This is a genomic window from Niabella sp. ZPM-14 (assembly GCF_055693045.2).
In genome coordinates, this window is sequence record NZ_CM181148.1 from 1,321,276 (window position 1) to 1,338,401 (window position 17,126).

Sequence of the window (17,126 nt, forward strand, 5' to 3'; positions counted from 1 at the left end):
CCATGAACCATTAACATGCAGGGCATCATCCACATAGAACAATTGCGCAAGAGCTATTTTATGGGCCAACAGCAGCTCCAGGTGCTGAAAGGCGTGTCCCTCGACATCTTTAAAAATGAGTATGTGTCGCTCATGGGGCCTTCAGGTAGCGGCAAAAGCACGCTGATGAATATACTCGGCTGCCTCGACAGCCCTACAGCAGGCCGGTATGTTTTGAACGGACAGGACGTGAGCAAAATGACAGACAACTCATTAGCAGAAGTGAGAAATAAAGAGATCGGATTCGTGTTTCAGCAGTTCAACCTGCTTCCCCGGCTCACAGCCCTGGAGAATGTGGCCCTGCCGCTCATCTATGCAGGTATATCTAAAAGCCAGCGCAATGAAAAAGCAATGCATGTGCTGGAGAAAGTGAGTCTCACAGATCGCAGCCATCACAAGCCTAACGAGCTAAGCGGAGGTCAATGTCAGCGTGTCGCCATCGCCAGAGCCCTGGTGAACGATCCCTCCCTGATCCTTGCTGATGAGCCTACCGGAAACCTGGACACAAAGACGTCCTATGAGATCATGGATATCTTTGGTAAGATACATGCCAGCGGCAATACCGTCGTGCTGGTCACCCACGAAGAAGATATTGCGCGTCACTCCCATCGTATCGTGCGCTTGAGAGATGGCGTGATCGAAACAGATGAGAAAGTGGAGTCACCTACGATAGCTGGTGGGTGAGGAAAACAAGTCCGGGGTCGGAGGTCGGAAGTCCGGGGTCGGGGATGGAGGTCGAGGGTTGGAAGTGTGACTAAAAGATCATGCCGTTTAAGTGGCCCATTGATTGATCCGGACCATACCATGATCAGACCGGATCAAAAGTTCAAATGTAAAATCTCAAATCCGATGTCCTTCAAAATTTATACTAAAACCGGTGATAAAGGAGCCACGTCTCTGATCGGGGGCGTCAAAGTGTCAAAGGCGGACCTTCGCATTGAAGCTTACGGAACCGTGGACGAATTGAATGCGCATATCGGTTTGTGTAAAGATCTGCTGACCGACGAACATTCGCAGCAGACGCTGCTGACTATACAAGACCGGTTGTTTACCATCGGGGCTTTGCTGGCATTGAGCCCCGGAAAAGAAACGAAGATGTCCATCCCGGAGCTGGAAGACAAGGATGCCTTATTGCTTGAGGAGGAAATCGATCGCATGGATGCAACGCTTGAGCCCATGAAGTCTTTTATTTTACCGGGAGGCCACGCTACTATTTCCCATCTTCATATTGCCCGTTGTGTCTGCCGCCGTGCAGAACGTTGCTGTGTCCGCCTATCTGATATAGAACCTGTCGAAGACGCCATCATCATCTACCTGAACCGGCTCAGCGACTATTTATTCGTCCTGGCCAGGTACACGGGCGACTTATTGAAAGTGAAAGATATTCCCTGGAAGCCGAGAGTTGGGGAATAGTGAGTAATGAATAATAAGTGCGTGCGTATGCTTGATGCCCTATGTTGTACAGCACAAGAGTGTGACACAAGAGCGATGCCCTATATTCATCAGCTGGTTTCATTATTTACATTTTCTTAAAGCAAACGATTGCATAATCGGTGGGTAAATAATAAATAGTTCACTATATTAGCTTTTTTAAAACTATTTGCGATGTCATATCCTTTTCAGATAAAATCATTAGAGCAATATCACAAAGATTATAAGCGAAGCCTGGAAGATCCCGAAGGTTTTTGGAGCGAGGTTGCGGACCATTTTGAGTGGAAAAAGAAACAGCCATTCAGTAAGAAAGCGCTGGAGTGGAACTTTAAAGAACCTTCTGTAAAGTGGTTTGAAGGGGCGAAACTGAACATTACGGAAAATTGCCTGGACCGGCACCTGGAGGAAATCGGCGACCGCCCGGCGATCGTATGGGAACCCAACGATCCCAACGAAAAAACAAGAACACTAACTTACAAGATCCTGCATCGCAAAGTATGCGAGTTTGCACAGGTACTGCGCAATAACGGCGTTAAAAAAGGCGACCGCGTTTGTATTTACATGGGGATGATCCCTGAATTGCCGATCGCTGTGCTGGCCTGCGCCAGGATAGGCGCTATCCATTCAGTTATTTTCGGAGGGTTTTCAGCCCAAAGTATTGCCGACCGCCTGTATGATGCAGCAGCGGAATACATTATTACCTGTGACGGTGCGTATCGCGGCGCTAAAGATATCCCGCTGAAATCGATCATTGATGATGCGTTGATCGGCAACCGCACCGTTAAAAAAGTGATCGTCCATACACGCACGCGAACGCCGGTGAGTATGATCAAAGGGCGCGATGTGTGGTGGAGAGATGAGGTGGAGGAAGTGATCGAGAATATGAACGAAGAAGCGATGAAGGCGCCGGCCGAAGAAATGGACGCGGAAGATCCATTGTTCATTCTCTACACATCAGGAAGCACGGGCAAACCAAAAGGTGTTGTACACACCACCGCGGGCTACATGCTTTGGACCACCTACTCTTTTGTAAACGTATTCCAGTATCACCCGGGCGATGTATTTTTCTGTACAGCCGACATCGGCTGGATCACAGGGCACAGCTATATCGTGTACGGGCCTTTGCTGGCAGGCGCCACCTGTCTTATGTTTGAAGGCATCCCTACCTGGCCTGATGCCGGCCGTTTCTGGGATATCGTGGATAAACACAAGGTAAACACTTTGTATACCGCACCCACGGCGATCCGTTCTTTAATGAGTTACGGATTGGATCCATTGAGAGGTAAAGATCTTTCCTCTTTGAAAGTATTGGGCACCGTGGGTGAACCGATCAATGAAGAGGCATGGCATTGGTATGACGAACACATCGGTAAGAAAAAATGTCCGATTGTAGATACCTGGTGGCAGACAGAAACCGGAGGCATCCTGATATCCAATCTTGCGGGCATCACGCCAGCAAAACCAAGCTGGGCAACGCTTCCGCTACCAGGTGTGAAACCAATGCTCGTGGATGAAAAGGGTAATGAGGTAACAGAACTTACGGACACGCACTACTCGGGCAATCTTTGCCTGACGATGCCCTGGCCCGGCATCCTGCGTACAACCTGGGGCGATCACGAGCGTTGCCGCCAGACCTACTTCAGCACTTACGAAGACAAATATTTCACGGGCGACGGCGCTTTCAGGGATGAGGAAGGCAACTTCCGGATCACCGGCCGGGTGGACGATGTATTGAATGTAAGCGGCCACCGGTTGGGAACCGCAGAGGTGGAAAACGCTATTAACATGATGGCGGGCGTGGTAGAAAGCGCTGTAGTAGGCTATCCGCACGAATTGAAAGGACAGGGCATCTACGCTTATGTGGTGATGGACAGCAAGCACCATCGCGAAGAGGATGACCAATTGACCAAGCAGGATCTGCTGGCCACAGTTTCGCGCATCATCGGGCCGATCGCCAAACCTGATAAAATTCAATTTGTAAGCGCTTTACCGAAGACACGCAGTGGCAAGATCATGCGGCGTATCCTGCGGAAAGTTGCCGAAGGAGAGCTGGAAAATCTCGGCGATACCACCACCTTATTAGATCCAGCAGTAGTAGACGAGATCAAGGAAGGAAGATTGTAAGGTTTACTTACGCAGACATTTTGAAGGAACTATATATAAAAGTTTGATGAACGCGCTTCATCAAACTTTTTTTTTGGAAAAAGCGAAACAATGTATTAAAAATAAAATTAATTAGATAAAAACCTTACCTTCATCTCAACCAAACCTCATTACTAAATTTTTAAAACACCACAGTTATGAAAAAAATTCTTTATGGAGGTCTGCTCCTTTTATTAGCTGCATGTAACGACAATTCTGAAATGGAAAAAAAGCTCAGCGAAGAACACGCCGTGTTAGAGATAGAGCACCAGCAACTGGAGACGGAACATCAGAACGCAAAACAATTTCATGAACAGTTGGTTACCGAGCACCAGTCACTCGCGCCAGATGCATCCGCAGACAGTGAACACACAGCGATGGAGCAAAAGCACACGGAATGGATTGCGCAACACGACGAAATGATCAGGCAACATTCAGCGCTTATAGAAGAGCATAACAAGCTGGAAGAAGCGCATAAAAGCGGAGCGGACAAGGCCAGGCTGGAAGCGGATCACAAGAAATTCGCGGAAGACCATCAGAAAATGCGCGAGGAGCATGATCAAATGATGAGCCAACATCGTGAAATCGAGGAAGACCATAAAAAGATGAAAGAGGATCATAGTCAGAATTAATATCCGTGGCAATGCCCGCTTACCTAACAAAGATGCCCCGCTTTCGCTGGGGCATCTTCTATTCCTCTTAACCGACTTTACTAATAATCATCATTGAGCGCAAACACAGGCTTGCGGTACATCCACTCACCCCCTGTGAAATCCGGGAACTCGACCGTTTCGTTTCCAAGAGCGATCGATTGTTCGCTAAGCGGTGTAATCGCGCTCCAGGCGGCCGCGTCATACACGTCCATCTGTGTGGGCTTGTTCCTTTTTGCAGATTCAATGAAAGAGTTGATAACAAACCAGTCCATGCCGCCATGGCCCGCTCCTGCCGCATCATTGCCGTACTTTTTCCAAAGCGGGTGATCGTATTCGTCTAACCATTTTTTAGCATCATCCCATTTATGGGCTTCCGACTTTCCTTCGATATGAATGCCTTTGGCCACATCCATCCAGATGCCGTTGGTCCCCTGCACTCTAAAGCCTAGGGAGTACGGCCTCGGCAGGTTGGTATCATGTTGCAACAAGATCGTTTCTCCGTTCGCGCAGGCAATTTGCGTAGTCACTACATCGCCGAGCTTGAAACCCACTTTTGCGTTTTTGTGATTTTCTCCTCCTACTTCAACGATATAGTCGTGCAGACCGCGTGCTTTCGATGAGAAAGAGTTTAAAGAAATAAAACGGTTGCCGCGGTTCACGTTGATATAATGTGCAACCGGGCCGATGCCGTGCGTCGGATATAGATCACCATTGCGATGCACGGAATGATCCGTTCTCCAACGAGACTCTGAATAGCCGTCTTCATGGCCAAACTCGGCACCCTTGCCATAAGCGCTCTTGCCATCATTGAATTTAACACCGCGCAGATCATGCTGGTAGCCTCCCTGCAGGTGAATCAGCTCCCCGAACAGTCCCTGGCGCACCATGTTCAACACCGCCATCACATCTCTTCTGTAACAAACATTTTCCAGCATCATGACATGCGCCTGGTATCTTTCGGCCGCTTTAACCACATCCCAATGATCCTGCAGGTTGATGCCTAAAATCACTTCGGTCCCTACATATTTGATACCCGCTTCGAGTGAACCGATGATCATCGGCTTGTGCAGCTCCCAGGGAGTGGAAATAATGATCGCTTTTGTATCTTTTCTTTCCAACAGTTTCTTCCACGCGTCAGCTCCTTCACTATAGTATTGAGGTTGTTTCTTGCCTGCATCAGCAAACAGCTTTTTGGCGTCGTTAATCGTGCGCGGATCAATATCACAAATCGCATGCACTTCCACATCTTTTCTTCTGAGCAGCAATTTGAGGTGCTCAATACCTCTTGCGCCGATACCTATCATCGCCACTTTCAGCAGATCGGCCGTTGTCGGATTGCTGCTAAAAATCTGCTCTGTGGGAAATACCGACAAGCCTGCAACGGCCAGTCCTGTATTTTTTACAAACTCTTTTCTTTTCATTATCGTATGGAAAATTTGATCGTTGTATTTCTGAACTAATGTGGAAACACCACGAAAATATAAACTATGACTATTCAATCACGATACAAACGATTGCGCAAATTAATCGCCCCTTTGTAGCACACAGTTACAAGGGTCTGATCCAATAGCTGTAGCGGTACTGTCCGGGAGTGATCCAATATTTTTTCATCGGCATCGCGCCCCAGCTATCGATTCCCTGAACGCCCAACTGCAACAAGTCAATGTGCATAAAGATCTGATCCCTTTCGTTCAACTCACCGGAGTGAAACTGATGTTTCTCCGGCGCCGGATCGAGGTCATCAATATTATAAGGTAACGCAGATGCAGAAAGCAGGCTATCTGCAAAATCGATCCTGATGCCCTTGCCTCTTTTATCCGTCAGCGTCATCCAGCGTACATCTGTTTTATTGCCGCTTTCCTGGGGACGTGCATAAGGGAAGTACTGATCTGATAAAGTTTGTTTGTATACGCCCACTTCGCTGGCATACTTCCTGTCCCAATAGTTCTCCCACGGGCCACGGCCATACCATTGTATGTTATTGAACTGTTTGTTGACCTGCAGATTATTACCGATCCTCATTACGGTCCGGATATCCGCTTTGACGTTGAAGTCATTACTTACATAGATGCTGCCGTCGTTGTATAAGGTAAACACCTGGCTGGTTTGAGCCTTGCCACCTAAAATATTCCTGGTAAAGCTGACCTGGTAAGCCCCGTTATCGAGCTGCTGGCTTTTCATATCCACTGCGGCACTGCTTTCATACGCTTTGCGCCATTCCCTGAGGGATCTGTTAAGTCCGGCTCCGATATCGTTGTCGGTCGGCGCGCGATAGAATGATGGCCGGGGACCTTCTTCCAGCAGCGTTGTGCTGCCTGATTTATAACTGCTTAATACACCTTTCTGTGTGTCAAAAACAGCGGTGAAATTTTTACCGGTAAGTGTCAGGCTGTTGCCTGACTGATGAGCTTTGACTGTTCCCGAAGCGCCGCGGATACCGGCAGCTACAGGGGCTCCTGCAAAGGCGATCTGTTCATAAGCGATTTCATACCCTTTTTCTAAAAACGGCTCTTCTGATTTAAAACGATAGTGAACATTCAGAAAATATTCTTTTCCGTTTTGGGGCTTCGTCCGGATCGGCAAAGTGATATCGGCCGATGCGCGGGGCGCAACGTTCAACTCATTAATCGTTCCCTTTTCAATTATTTTCCCGTCTTCCATGATATCCCATGCCAGCATCATATTGCTGATATCACGGAAAAAATAGGTATTGGAAACCGTGATCACGTTGGAACCTTTGTAAGCCGTTTTGATAAACTGATGCACTTTCTTCAGCTGAACAGCCATGGGGGTTAGCTCCCTGTAAGCGGTCACTACGCCCTTCACGCAAAAATTATTATCGCTGAAGTCCTCATTTACCGGGCCTGTCAGCGGAAAATCGCCTCCGTAAGCCATGATATGACGACCGTTCTTCACTGTATCAAAAGCCTGATCGATCCATTCCCAAACATAGCCACCCTGCGCCCCTGGCGTAGACTCGATCGCGTCCCAATAATCCTTGAAGTTGCCCAGGCTATTGCCCATGATGTGGGCATATTCGCTCATGATCAACGGACGTGGGTCTTTCGAACTACCCCAACGCGCCACCCAATCGGGAGAAGGGTATTGCGGACAAAGTACATCCGTGTTATAATCCCTTTCCGCACGTTCATATTGAACCGGCCGGCTATCATTTTGTTTCAGCCAATCATAAGCTTCATACATATTGACACCGTTGCCGGCCTCGTTTCCTAATGACCAGGTGATAATGGAAGGATAGTTCTTATCGCGCTCATACATTCTGAAGATGCGCTCCAGATGCGCCCTACGCCAGTCTTTATCATTAGCAAACGTATACTCCAGGTCATAGCCGCGACCGTGAGACTCAATGTTGGCCTCATCAATCACATACAAGCCATACTCGTCGCAAAGCTCCATCCAGTATGGATCGGGGGGATAATGAGAGTGACGTACAGCATTTACATTCAGCTTCTTCATCATCTCCATATCCTTCCGCATATCTTCTTTGGTAAGCGTATGCCCGGTTTTCGGATTATGCTCATGCCGGTTTACGCCTTTGAAGAAAACGCGTTGACCATTGACCAACATATCACGTCCTTTGATTTCTACAGTTCTGAAACCTACACGAACGGGCACTACTTCCAACACTGCGCCGGTCTTGTCTTTCAGCGTCAGGTACAGTGTATATAAATAGGGCGTCTCCGCCGACCAGGCGTTGACATCAGCAAGTTGTTTTTCAAAGCGGATATCCGTTTTATAACGGCCCAGCACGGTCTGCACGCCGGTAGTGCGCTCCTGGTATACTTCTTTTCCTTTAGCATCGACCAACTGAACCTCTACTGAAAAGGTATCCGGACGGGAGTGCATGGTTTTAGTATCCATCTTATAGCTGTTCACTTCGACATCTATCTTCAACTGACCATCTTTATAATCGTTGGTAAGAAGGCTTTGCACTTTAAAATCGCGGAGGTCCAGTTTGGGAGTGGCATACAAATACACATCTCTTTCGATTCCTGAAATACGCCACATATCCTGGCATTCGAGATAGCTGGCATCGCTCCAGCGATACACCTGCAAAGCGATCAGGTTTTCACCCGGCTTTACATAGTCAGTGATGTCAAACTCTGCAGCCAGTTTACTGTCTTCGCTATAGCCCACTTTCTTTCCGTTTACCCAGATAAAGAACGCAGACTTCACAGCCCCCAGGTGAATAAAGACCTGGCTGCCGTCCCAATCGGAAGGAATGACTACTTTCTTACGGTAGGACCCCACAGGGTTGTTATCAACAGGTATATCAAACGGGGGATTTAATCTTCCTCCTCTGAACTTTGCGCCGGCAAATTCATAAGGCTGATTTACGTAGATGGGAAGACCGTAACCATTCAGTTCCCAGTTGGCCGGCACCGGAAAATATTTCCAGCTGCGGTCATCAAAATCTGTTTTGTAAAAATCCATCGGCCGGTCGGCAGGATCCTGCACCCAGTTGAATTTCCAGTTACCATTGAGTGATAAAAAACGCCCCGACTTTTCTTTACTTCTTTTCTCGGCAAGGCTCTTGTTTTCGAAAGCAAAACCATGAGCACGCATCGGCATCCGGTTCACGGAAACGATATCCGGTGTGAGGAGTTCTGATGGTAAATGCTGAGCGTTAACACTTGTAATGGCAATGGCAATAAAGGCAAACAGCCCGGTAAGAAACTTCATAAACTTTATAGTTAATGGTGTTTAAATACAAAGTTCAAAGAAACACCGAAAGTTCTTAACCGCAAAGTTTTTGTGCAAACGATTGTTCTTTAGCAGCCTTTTAAGGAGAACAATCATAACCTGTTATATTTGATATAATTACTTAATGCGCTTTCAATCGCCTGATTTCACCCTGAAGATCTTCCACTTTCTGCAGCAGGTGACTAATGGCTTCCAATCCTTCCATGTTGATCTCCAGATCATAGTGGAGGTGCATGTATTTTTCCAGTGCTCCCAGCTGGTCATGGCTGATAAAGTAAGATTCGTTGGTATACTCCAGCTCGACCAGACCCTGATCGTTGAGTGTTCTTACAAAAGAGGTTTCTATATGATAATACCTGCAACAATCCTCTATCAAAATTTTGTCTTCCTGTATCATAACTTATTTTTTAGAGGCTTCATCCGCCAGTTGTCGAAATAATTCTTTTTCTTTTTCGCTCAGATTCTTAGGTAGTTGTACCTGCCAGGTAATGTACAGGTCACCGAATTGTTGTTCGCTTTTGTATACCGGAAAACCTTTTCCTCTGAGCCGGATCCTGGTACCATTCTGCGTTTCAGGGGCCACGGTAAGTTTTACTTTTCCATCTAATGTTTCGATCGTCTCATCACCTCCTAAAACGGCCTTATACAAGCTTAGCGGCACATCCATGTACAGATCGTTCCCCTTGCGAATAAAGGCGGTGTCGTTAACAATTGAAAAAGTGATGAACAAGTCGCCGTCAGGCCCACCATTAACGCCGGGCCCGCCGTATCCCTTGATCTTAATTTCCTGTCCGTCTTCGATACCGGCTTGTACCGTGATCCGGATATTGCGGCCATTAACGGTAAAGGTCTGCTGATGGGTTTTATAAGCTTCTGTCAGCCGGAGTTTCACCTCAGCGCGGTAGTCTTGTCCCTTGTATTTTACGTTGGCCTGCGACCTGCCCCCGGCGGCGCCAAACATCTGCGAGAAGAAATCAGAAAAATCGCCTTCATTACTGTAAGAGAAATATTCTCCTCCTCCGAACGGATTTTGCTGTCCGCTCTCCTGGCTTCTTTGCTGTCGTGCCTGTTCAAACTGTTCCGCATGTTTCCAGTCGGCGCCGTATTGGTCATATTTTTTCCGCTTCTCCGGATCGCTCAACACTTCATGCGCTTCATTGATCTGTTGAAAGGTCTTGACCGCTTCCTGGTCGTTAGGATTCAGATCCGGGTGATGTTTGCGCGCGAGTTTACGATAAGCCTTTTTAATATCATCAGCGGATGCATTCTTTTCAACGCCCAATACTTTGTAATAATCTATATAATCCATCTTAGGTAAATGATTACAGCAATTTAATATTTTTTTAGAGAACAAGGCCATTGGCCGTGGATTGACGCCAGGGAAACTGCATCTTAAAGAAATCAACTTACGTGTTGGCAGCCCGCGTTAATCCCATATAGCGGCTGGAACCGGGTTAAATAGGCCGTGTCTACGGCACTCAACGATGATGAGACTGTTTTGACCGCGCTGAGCCATGGCCTTACTAAATCAAAATGAAGCTACGGCTTTGTCTATCCCTGTTGCTTTAAAAGCCGATTGTAAGACGCATGATCCGTCTTCAGACAAGGTTCTTTTCGACAGGCATGATCGCAGCAATCAACCACCCATTGGCGTATTAATGGCGTCCGTCTCAGGTTGTTACTTTTCCGATGCGTCGCTACCCGAGCATCGCAAATCGGCTGCTGGCTGCCATCGCCTGCATATTGATGCTTTGTTCCCCGATCCACGAACTATAAACTATTCCCGTCCTACTTCCGACCCCGGACTTCCCTCTTCTCCGACCCCCGACTTCGGACCTCCGACTTTACCTTTCACCCAAAAGCCTTATGTTTGAACTTTAATGAGTGGCCAATGAATGTACAAATAGAACCTTCCTGGAAAGAAGAATTGAAGGCTGAATTTGACAAGCCTTATTTCTCCAATATTGTCAATCATCTCAAAGCAGAAAAGCAACTTAATAAGACGATTTATCCGCCGGGATCGATGATCTTTAACGCGTTTAACTCCACACCGTTTGACAAGGTGAAAGTGTTGATCCTCGGCCAGGATCCGTATCATGGACCGCGCCAGGCGCATGGGCTCTGCTTTTCTGTTCAAAAAGGCGTGCCGCCGCCACCATCGCTGGTCAATATTTTTAAAGAGCTTCATACGGATATCGGCATGACGAAGCCCTCTCACGGGGACCTGAGCCAATGGGCCGCGGAAGGCGTTTTTTTATTGAATGCTTCGCTCACGGTCAGGGCCGCTGAGCCGATGAGCCATGCCAAGATCGGCTGGGCACAGTTTACGGACGCCGTGATCCAGACAATTGCCCAAAAGAAAGAGCACATTGTGTTTTTGCTATGGGGAAAATTCGCGCAGGAGAAAGCCTCTTTTATCGACGAGTCCAAGCACCTGGTGCTGAAAGCGGCGCATCCGTCGCCATTGTCTGCCCACAATGGATTCCTCGGCTGCCGCCATTTTTCAAAAACAAATGAATACCTGGTGCAACAGGGCTTAGCGCCGATCAATTGGCAACTGGACTAATTCTTATTAAGAATATTATAAACAAAGCAAGATGCTGCTTAAAAATATAAAGCTGGAACATAACCAGGTGTTGCTGCGGTCGATGGAAGAGATTGACTTCGAAGCCTTTCATCAACTGGCGATCCAGGACGAAAATATGTGGGAATTTTTTTCACTCAACCTGAGCGACGAAAACCAATTGAATCAATGGATGGAGGACGCTTTTGCTGACAATATCAAAAACACGAGAATACCTTTTACCATCATCGATAAAAAATCCGGAGCTATTGCCGGCAGCAGCAGCATCGGAAATATAGCCTGGCACGACAAGCGACTGGAGATCGGCTGGAGCTGGCTGGGACCGCGGTTCAGAAGCACGGGCATCAACCGGCAGGCTAAATACCTGATGATGCGTTACGCTTTTGAAGACATGGAGTTTGAACGCGTTGAATTCAAAACGGGTGTCCTGAACATCAGGGCAAGAAAAGGCCTGGAAAAAATAGGCGGTATCGAAGAAGGGACTTTGCGCAGTCATTCACTGTTATGGAACGGGTTGCGGCGTACCTCTGTTTTTTACAGTGTATTGCGGGATGAATGGCCGAAGTTGAAATCTACTATTTTTGCTGATCTTGGATAAGGATCCGGATACAATAAGTGAAGCCAGGAGTGGATCAGCAGCAAGGTAATGTCAGACTATCAATGAATATCTTTAAAGAAATAGCGGGACGCGTTTGGGCTGCCTGGGGACTCATTTCCTTTGTAGCAACTTTTTTAATCGTGTTGCCCATCTCACTGATCTCCTATCTGATCCCTGAGCCGGGAGGCACTGCTTATCTTATTCGCGTATCCAGGGTATGGATGCGCGTATGGATGTTCCTTATTGCCTGCCCGATACGGATCAAAGGAGCAGCACATTTTGAAAAGGGCAAAAGCTATATCGTTACCTGCAATCACAACTCTTTGCTGGACATACCGCTCTCTTCTCCGTTCATACCCGGGCCCAATAAAACCATTGCTAAAGTAAGCTTTGCAAAAGTCCCGTTGTTCGGTCTTTACTATGCCAAAGGATCGGTGCTGGTCGATCGTAAAAGTGAAAAAAGCCGCAAGGAAAGTTTCGATAAAATGAAGTGGGTTTTAAGAACGGGCATGCATATGTGCATCTACCCTGAAGGCACTCGCAACCGGACCAACGAGCCGCTGAAACCCTTTTACAACGGCGCTTTCAAACTGGCCTGCGAGACGAAGACCGATATTATTCCTACGATCATTTCAGGTACCAAAGAGGCCGTGCCTTTACATAAAACCTTCTTTTTTCTCCCGCGCAGGCTCGAAATTCAATTTCTTGAACCCATTTCTTCAGCCGGCCTTACAGCGGCTGCTTTAAAGGCCAAAGTGTACGAGACAATGGAACAGTTCATCATCAGCAAAAGAAAAGCGTAATCTTTATCTCGGATTGGTAACAAAAGAGCGCGTTCTGTTGATCTTCAGATCTTGGAGGATGCCCGCTTTCGGACTGATAGTGAAGTTGAAGAAACGATACAGACCGATAGGTGTCACGTTGATGGACATCTGCCAGCAGTGTAAATCGCGGGATATCGCCATTGAGAAGGTTTGTATCTGAGCAGTGGTGAAGTCATAATATCCGTTCACACTGAAGTTCCACTTCGGTGTCAGGTTGAAGCTACCATTAAAGTTGACACTGGACGTCACCGGGCTGGTCGTACTTTGTAAGGTCTGTATATTACGGCCGCGGCGGGCATAGCTCAACGAATACGACAGGCTGACGGACCATGGCGTGTTGAAGTCAACGAATTCAGCGGGGTTTTGACGGGCATATTCCAGCAAACGCTGCTGTTCATCCATCAACATCGGATCGTTCAATCGCTCGTTGATCGCCTTCTCTCTGGCTTTCGCCTTCTCCGGATCCTTAGGCTTACTTTGGAAACTGGTACTTAAAGAAACGTTGGCATTGGTCACCGTTCCGATCTTTCCGCCGCCATTGGCCCAGGCGTATTGAGAAGTGGCATAGCCGTAGTCATTCAGCTTATAAGGCACGAGCGTTGCGGAAGCATTGATATTGATCTTTTCAAATAAGTTGGTACGGAAATACATACTGATGGGCGACAGCTTCATACTATCGGCCAAAAAGTTATAGGAGCCATTGAATCCAAAACCGTCGATCAGCTTGATCTTCTTGATGCCATCTTCTGCATCCTCTTTCGACGTGTTGGCATATGTATCTAATGTACCTTCCAGGCCATCGCTTTCGTCATCCTCTTCTCCTTCCTCCTTTTTCTTTTTCGGCTTGGCCTTCACTTTCATCTCTAAGTTATTATCAATACCGAAATTGATCCCTCCCGATCGCCGGCTCACAAACTGGTTGACGGGCTGCGAATAAAGCCCGTCCAACTGATTATAGACCGCTTTCGTACCCAGGCTGTCGATCACCACTGTTTTCCAGAACTGCCGCGTCAGGTCGGGTGTGTAGCTCAATCCGAAGGTAGGACGGATCACGTGGCGGATGGCTTTCACCTTCTCGCCTTTGAATTGGTAATTACCGTACAAAGCCGTGTTGAAGGAGATACCGAAAGAAGCTTGTTGCTTGATCTTAAATCCGCGTTGGAGGCTAACATTGATGGTGTCTTTGGTGTAAGCGCTATCGCCCCCACCTACTTTACCTGTATAAAATGTTCTTGGCCCCCACTCCATCGTACTAACCCCATCTACCCATTCCTGGGAATAAGACACCGAAGGAGCGATCACCAGGGCGCCGCCTGCGATCGGCGGCAGGGATAATGTGATCGGGATATTATGATTAGCGCTCCAGCGAGCCGTATCTAATAAGAAATTATATATCCTCCTGTTACCGATCAGGTCATTGCTTTTAGAATACGCTACGGTATCATAAAAGTTGAAATCATTTCTGAAACTACCGGTATACCCGATCCCCAGCTGTTCGTACCATTTCCTGGAAGAGCCGACGCTTTCCTTTTTTTGAAACGGATACACTGTCGTTACTGCAAAGTTGGCTGTTGGGAAGTTGATGGTCATCAACCTGGACGAGTTGTTCTGGCTATGGTTCATCGCCAGCGTCAGGTTGAAAGGTTTATCCTGCCACTGTTTGGAATAGGTGATGGAGGAGTTCAGTACGTTATTATACGGCGCCATCGGAATATTGGAAAGGTTCCGGTTATAGCCGGTGGAGCTCCAGTTCACGTTGCCCGAAAAGCTGACACCCGGCCTGGAACGTGTATCCGAGCTGTGAGACCATCCCAGCGAGTATGTGTTACTTTTATAAAAATCCGGATCGCCTTTTGTATTTCGTCTCGTGCTTTGAATACCGATGTTCAGGTTGCCCTGGTACTTATAGATCTTCCGGTAAGTCGGGTTTGCATTCAACCTCCAGGTACCCCAGGAATAAATATCTCCATAAAACTGCACATCCCAGTAATCACTGATCCCGAGGTAATATCCTAAACCGGATAACCCCACCCCTTCCTGGTCGTTGGTCTCAAAGCTGGGCGCCATCACACCCGAATGCCGGCCCTGATACAACGGGTAAAAACCGAATGGTAAATAAACCGGCACCGGTACTGAATCAAATTCGGGACGCACGGCCCCGGTTACCGCCAGCTTCTTGTTCACGATCTTGGCCTTGTTCGCACGAAAGCCAAAATGCGGATGGTCGAGGTTACAGGTCGTAAAAAAGTTACCCGTAGCGTATACGGTGTTCTCATTCACCTTTTTTGCAATCTGCGAATGCACAAACATCTCTCCCTGCTGCGAAATCGTTCCCTGGATGATCCCCCGCTGGGTTTGGAAATTATAATTTAAACTATCCGATTGGTATTCACTCTGACCGTCATTCATCTTCACATACTCACTGATCGCACCGGTACTGTCCTTGCCGGAACGTGCGGTAACGATGCCCGTCGCCTGGTTGAGCTTCAGATAAGGTGCCTCCAGCGAACTTGATTCGTATTCTGTCTTGGCCTTACCATACAACTCGATGGTCTTGCCCTGAACGAGGCCGATCGCCGAGTCCTGCGCCGTGTAAGTCACAGGCGCTGATAAAGTATCTTTAGATATTTTTAGGGTAAAAGTATCCACCCTTGGCTTCTGAGTCGTATCTATAATAGTGGAGTCGTTCAATAAGGAGGAATCCCTTACTAAAGGAATAGTGTCCGTCGGAATCGTATCGTTCGGAATGGTGTCTCTGAGAGATAGGAAGTTACCGGTGGCAACCTGACCGACCAGCTTCGAAGTCCAGAAATTGATAGCGCCAATTTGTTTACTAACCGTTAAAAGGAAGATAACAGTAAGTAGAAGTACGGCATGGTAAATTCTTTTAAATTTGCGCATTGGTTTTCAAAGTTCGCAAACGTACAGTAATTTTTTCATTCTAATTTGATGACCATGGGTGAAAAAACGGTGTACGTGATCGCTTCAGTCAATTTTTTTAAATAAATAAGTCAATTGTCGTCGCACTTTGCAAATATGGAACTAGAAATCATATCTTCAAAGCATTTGATTTAAATTAACAATGTTCTAAATACAAACTGTTAAAGCTTTATATAACTTTTTTTGATTAATGATCCGATACGCACTTCTTTTTGCTCTTGTCTTTCCACCTATTTTTGCTCTTAGTCAACAGGGCGCCCCTTCAGTAGCCACTATCATTGTAGATGCCGGTCACGGCGGCGCCGATATCGGTGCCCGCGGAACGGAGACGAATGAGGCAACGATTACGCTGGCTGTGGCGCAAAAGCTCGCCAGGGTGCTTAGAGATTCGTTTCCCAATATCAAGATCCTGGAGACCCGTCCGGCCTATCCCCTGCCGGGAAACCATACCAATGCCAACGCCGCCAATCGTTATCGTGCGGAGTTTGCCAATCAAAATCATGGTGATCTCTTTATTTCACTGCACTGCAACGCAGCCGGCAGACGCCCGGGCGGCTGGTATACTAAAAAGGTAGTAGGACGCAGCGCCAGAACCCGCTACGTCAAAAGAGGTGGCAAAAAAGTCAAACAAACTTATTACGTCAACCGGTATGAAGATGTGTGGGTAGAAAACACGGCAAAAGGAACGGAAACCTATATCTGGGCCGTGAACAAAAATGATCAGAAACTCTCTTCGTTAAGGGACAACCTGCCAGAGGAAGATGAAGATTATTACAGCGAAGAAGGCGAAGAAAACGATGCAGACAGTCTGAAACTTCCTGACCTGAATGATCCGGCGGAAAAAGCCCGCATGCTGATCTACGCGCAGCATTACTTCAGGAAAAGCTATGCATTGGCTACCCTGGTGGAAAAAGAGTTTGTAGCGAGCGGCCGTACCAGCCGTGGGGTACAACAGCGCAACCATAAGGGCATCTGGGTATTGCAGGCAACGGGTATGCCGAGCATCCTGGTAGAAATGGGCTTTATCAGCAATAATGATGACCAGGCCTACCTAATGAGCGAAAGCGGCCAGCAAACCATTGTGCAGAATATTGTTACAGCTGTCCGGATCTACCTGGAAAAATATGGATAGTACTGTTGGTTCAACTATTTTTACGGCATTTTGGTCACTGGCTAACAAAACAAATTCA

The 17,126-nt window shown here is 47.4% G+C and carries 14 protein-coding genes; 9 read left to right on the forward strand and 5 right to left on the reverse strand.

Features of this window, described 5'->3' with window-relative positions; all coding sequences use genetic code 11:
• The first annotated feature begins 15 nt into the window (after positions 1 to 15).
• The 4 genes from ACU37H_RS05620 to ACU37H_RS05635 all read left to right on the forward strand — a co-directional run bounded on the left by ACU37H_RS05620 (position 16) and on the right by ACU37H_RS05635 (position 4,244).
• The gene (locus ACU37H_RS05620; protein WP_472705785.1) at positions 16 to 723 is read left to right on the forward strand and encodes an ABC transporter ATP-binding protein; all 708 of its coding nucleotides are present in this window, start codon (positions 16 to 18) and stop codon (positions 721 to 723) included.
• A 165-nt stretch (positions 724 to 888) separates the two neighbouring features.
• A complete protein-coding gene (locus tag ACU37H_RS05625; protein ID WP_472705783.1) occupies positions 889 to 1,452 on the forward strand; it encodes a cob(I)yrinic acid a,c-diamide adenosyltransferase in 564 nt (187 codons plus the stop codon).
• 192 nt (positions 1,453 to 1,644) lie between these two features.
• Positions 1,645 to 3,594: an acetate--CoA ligase gene (acs, locus tag ACU37H_RS05630; protein WP_472705781.1), complete on the forward strand. Its 1,950-nt coding sequence runs from the start codon at positions 1,645 to 1,647 to the stop codon at positions 3,592 to 3,594.
• A gap of 176 nt (positions 3,595 to 3,770) precedes the next feature.
• Positions 3,771 to 4,244 carry a hypothetical protein gene (locus ACU37H_RS05635; RefSeq protein WP_472705779.1) on the forward strand — a complete coding sequence of 158 codons (474 nt, stop codon included), beginning with the start codon at positions 3,771 to 3,773 and terminating at the stop codon, positions 4,242 to 4,244.
• Positions 4,245 to 4,324: 80 nt separating this feature from the next.
• Here ACU37H_RS05635 and ACU37H_RS05640 read toward each other — a convergent pair whose 3' ends face one another.
• The 4 genes from ACU37H_RS05640 to ACU37H_RS05655 form a co-directional block, all read right to left on the reverse strand.
• Complete coding sequence (locus ACU37H_RS05640; RefSeq protein WP_472705777.1) at positions 4,325 to 5,686, reverse strand: Gfo/Idh/MocA family protein; 1,362 nt, start codon at positions 5,684 to 5,686, stop codon at positions 4,325 to 4,327.
• A 127-nt stretch (positions 5,687 to 5,813) separates the two neighbouring features.
• Positions 5,814 to 8,969, reverse strand: coding sequence for a beta-galactosidase, LacZ type (gene lacZ, locus ACU37H_RS05645; protein WP_472705775.1), 3,156 nt, complete (start codon positions 8,967 to 8,969; stop codon positions 5,814 to 5,816).
• Positions 8,970 to 9,111: 142 nt separating this feature from the next.
• Positions 9,112 to 9,387: a chaperone modulator CbpM gene (locus ACU37H_RS05650; RefSeq protein WP_472705773.1), complete on the reverse strand. Its 276-nt coding sequence runs from the start codon at positions 9,385 to 9,387 to the stop codon at positions 9,112 to 9,114.
• A 3-nt stretch (positions 9,388 to 9,390) separates the two neighbouring features.
• Entirely contained in the window at positions 9,391 to 10,299 is a 909-nt protein-coding gene (locus ACU37H_RS05655; RefSeq protein ID WP_472705771.1) for a DnaJ C-terminal domain-containing protein, read from the reverse strand.
• 205 nt (positions 10,300 to 10,504) lie between these two features.
• Between ACU37H_RS05655 and ACU37H_RS05660 the strand changes: the two genes are divergently transcribed.
• The 4 genes from ACU37H_RS05660 (at position 10,505) to ACU37H_RS05675 (ending at position 12,975) form a co-directional block, all read left to right on the forward strand.
• Positions 10,505 to 10,864 (forward strand): hypothetical protein, encoded by a 360-nt coding sequence (locus tag ACU37H_RS05660; RefSeq protein ID WP_472705769.1) that lies wholly within the window; start codon positions 10,505 to 10,507, stop codon positions 10,862 to 10,864.
• A 17-nt stretch (positions 10,865 to 10,881) separates the two neighbouring features.
• A complete protein-coding gene (gene ung, locus ACU37H_RS05665) occupies positions 10,882 to 11,556 on the forward strand; it encodes a uracil-DNA glycosylase (protein WP_472705768.1) in 675 nt (224 codons plus the stop codon).
• 31 nt (positions 11,557 to 11,587) lie between these two features.
• Complete coding sequence (locus tag ACU37H_RS05670; protein ID WP_472705766.1) at positions 11,588 to 12,172, forward strand: GNAT family N-acetyltransferase; 585 nt, start codon at positions 11,588 to 11,590, stop codon at positions 12,170 to 12,172.
• Between the two features lie 62 nt (positions 12,173 to 12,234).
• The gene (locus tag ACU37H_RS05675) at positions 12,235 to 12,975 is read left to right on the forward strand and encodes a lysophospholipid acyltransferase family protein (RefSeq protein WP_472705764.1); all 741 of its coding nucleotides are present in this window, start codon (positions 12,235 to 12,237) and stop codon (positions 12,973 to 12,975) included.
• Between the two features lie 3 nt (positions 12,976 to 12,978).
• Here ACU37H_RS05675 and ACU37H_RS05680 read toward each other — a convergent pair whose 3' ends face one another.
• The gene (locus ACU37H_RS05680) at positions 12,979 to 15,897 is read right to left on the reverse strand and encodes a putative LPS assembly protein LptD (protein ID WP_472705762.1); all 2,919 of its coding nucleotides are present in this window, start codon (positions 15,895 to 15,897) and stop codon (positions 12,979 to 12,981) included.
• 229 nt (positions 15,898 to 16,126) lie between these two features.
• Between ACU37H_RS05680 and ACU37H_RS05685 the strand changes: the two genes are divergently transcribed.
• The gene (locus ACU37H_RS05685; RefSeq protein WP_472705760.1) at positions 16,127 to 17,068 is read left to right on the forward strand and encodes an N-acetylmuramoyl-L-alanine amidase family protein; all 942 of its coding nucleotides are present in this window, start codon (positions 16,127 to 16,129) and stop codon (positions 17,066 to 17,068) included.
• The last annotated feature ends 58 nt before the right edge of the window (positions 17,069 to 17,126 follow it).

What these genes read in the sequence shown, in the direction of transcription:
- ACU37H_RS05620 (WP_472705785.1), top strand. Translation starts at nt 16, where the DNA reads ATGCAGGGCATCATCCACATAGAACAATTGCGCAAGAGCTATTTTATG.
- ACU37H_RS05625 (WP_472705783.1), top strand. Translation starts at nt 889, where the DNA reads ATGTCCTTCAAAATTTATACTAAAACCGGTGATAAAGGAGCCACGTCT.
- acs (WP_472705781.1), top strand. Translation starts at nt 1,645, where the DNA reads ATGTCATATCCTTTTCAGATAAAATCATTAGAGCAATATCACAAAGAT.
- ACU37H_RS05635 (WP_472705779.1), top strand. Translation starts at nt 3,771, where the DNA reads ATGAAAAAAATTCTTTATGGAGGTCTGCTCCTTTTATTAGCTGCATGT.
- ACU37H_RS05640 (WP_472705777.1), bottom strand. Translation starts at nt 5,686, where the DNA reads ATGAAAAGAAAAGAGTTTGTAAAAAATACAGGACTGGCCGTTGCAGGC.
- lacZ (WP_472705775.1), bottom strand. Translation starts at nt 8,969, where the DNA reads ATGAAGTTTCTTACCGGGCTGTTTGCCTTTATTGCCATTGCCATTACA.
- ACU37H_RS05650 (WP_472705773.1), bottom strand. Translation starts at nt 9,387, where the DNA reads ATGATACAGGAAGACAAAATTTTGATAGAGGATTGTTGCAGGTATTAT.
- ACU37H_RS05655 (WP_472705771.1), bottom strand. Translation starts at nt 10,299, where the DNA reads ATGGATTATATAGATTATTACAAAGTATTGGGCGTTGAAAAGAATGCA.
- ACU37H_RS05660 (WP_472705769.1), top strand. Translation starts at nt 10,505, where the DNA reads ATGGCCTTACTAAATCAAAATGAAGCTACGGCTTTGTCTATCCCTGTT.
- ung (WP_472705768.1), top strand. Translation starts at nt 10,882, where the DNA reads ATGAATGTACAAATAGAACCTTCCTGGAAAGAAGAATTGAAGGCTGAA.
- ACU37H_RS05670 (WP_472705766.1), top strand. Translation starts at nt 11,588, where the DNA reads ATGCTGCTTAAAAATATAAAGCTGGAACATAACCAGGTGTTGCTGCGG.
- ACU37H_RS05675 (WP_472705764.1), top strand. Translation starts at nt 12,235, where the DNA reads ATGAATATCTTTAAAGAAATAGCGGGACGCGTTTGGGCTGCCTGGGGA.
- ACU37H_RS05680 (WP_472705762.1), bottom strand. Translation starts at nt 15,897, where the DNA reads ATGCGCAAATTTAAAAGAATTTACCATGCCGTACTTCTACTTACTGTT.
- ACU37H_RS05685 (WP_472705760.1), top strand. Translation starts at nt 16,127, where the DNA reads ATGATCCGATACGCACTTCTTTTTGCTCTTGTCTTTCCACCTATTTTT.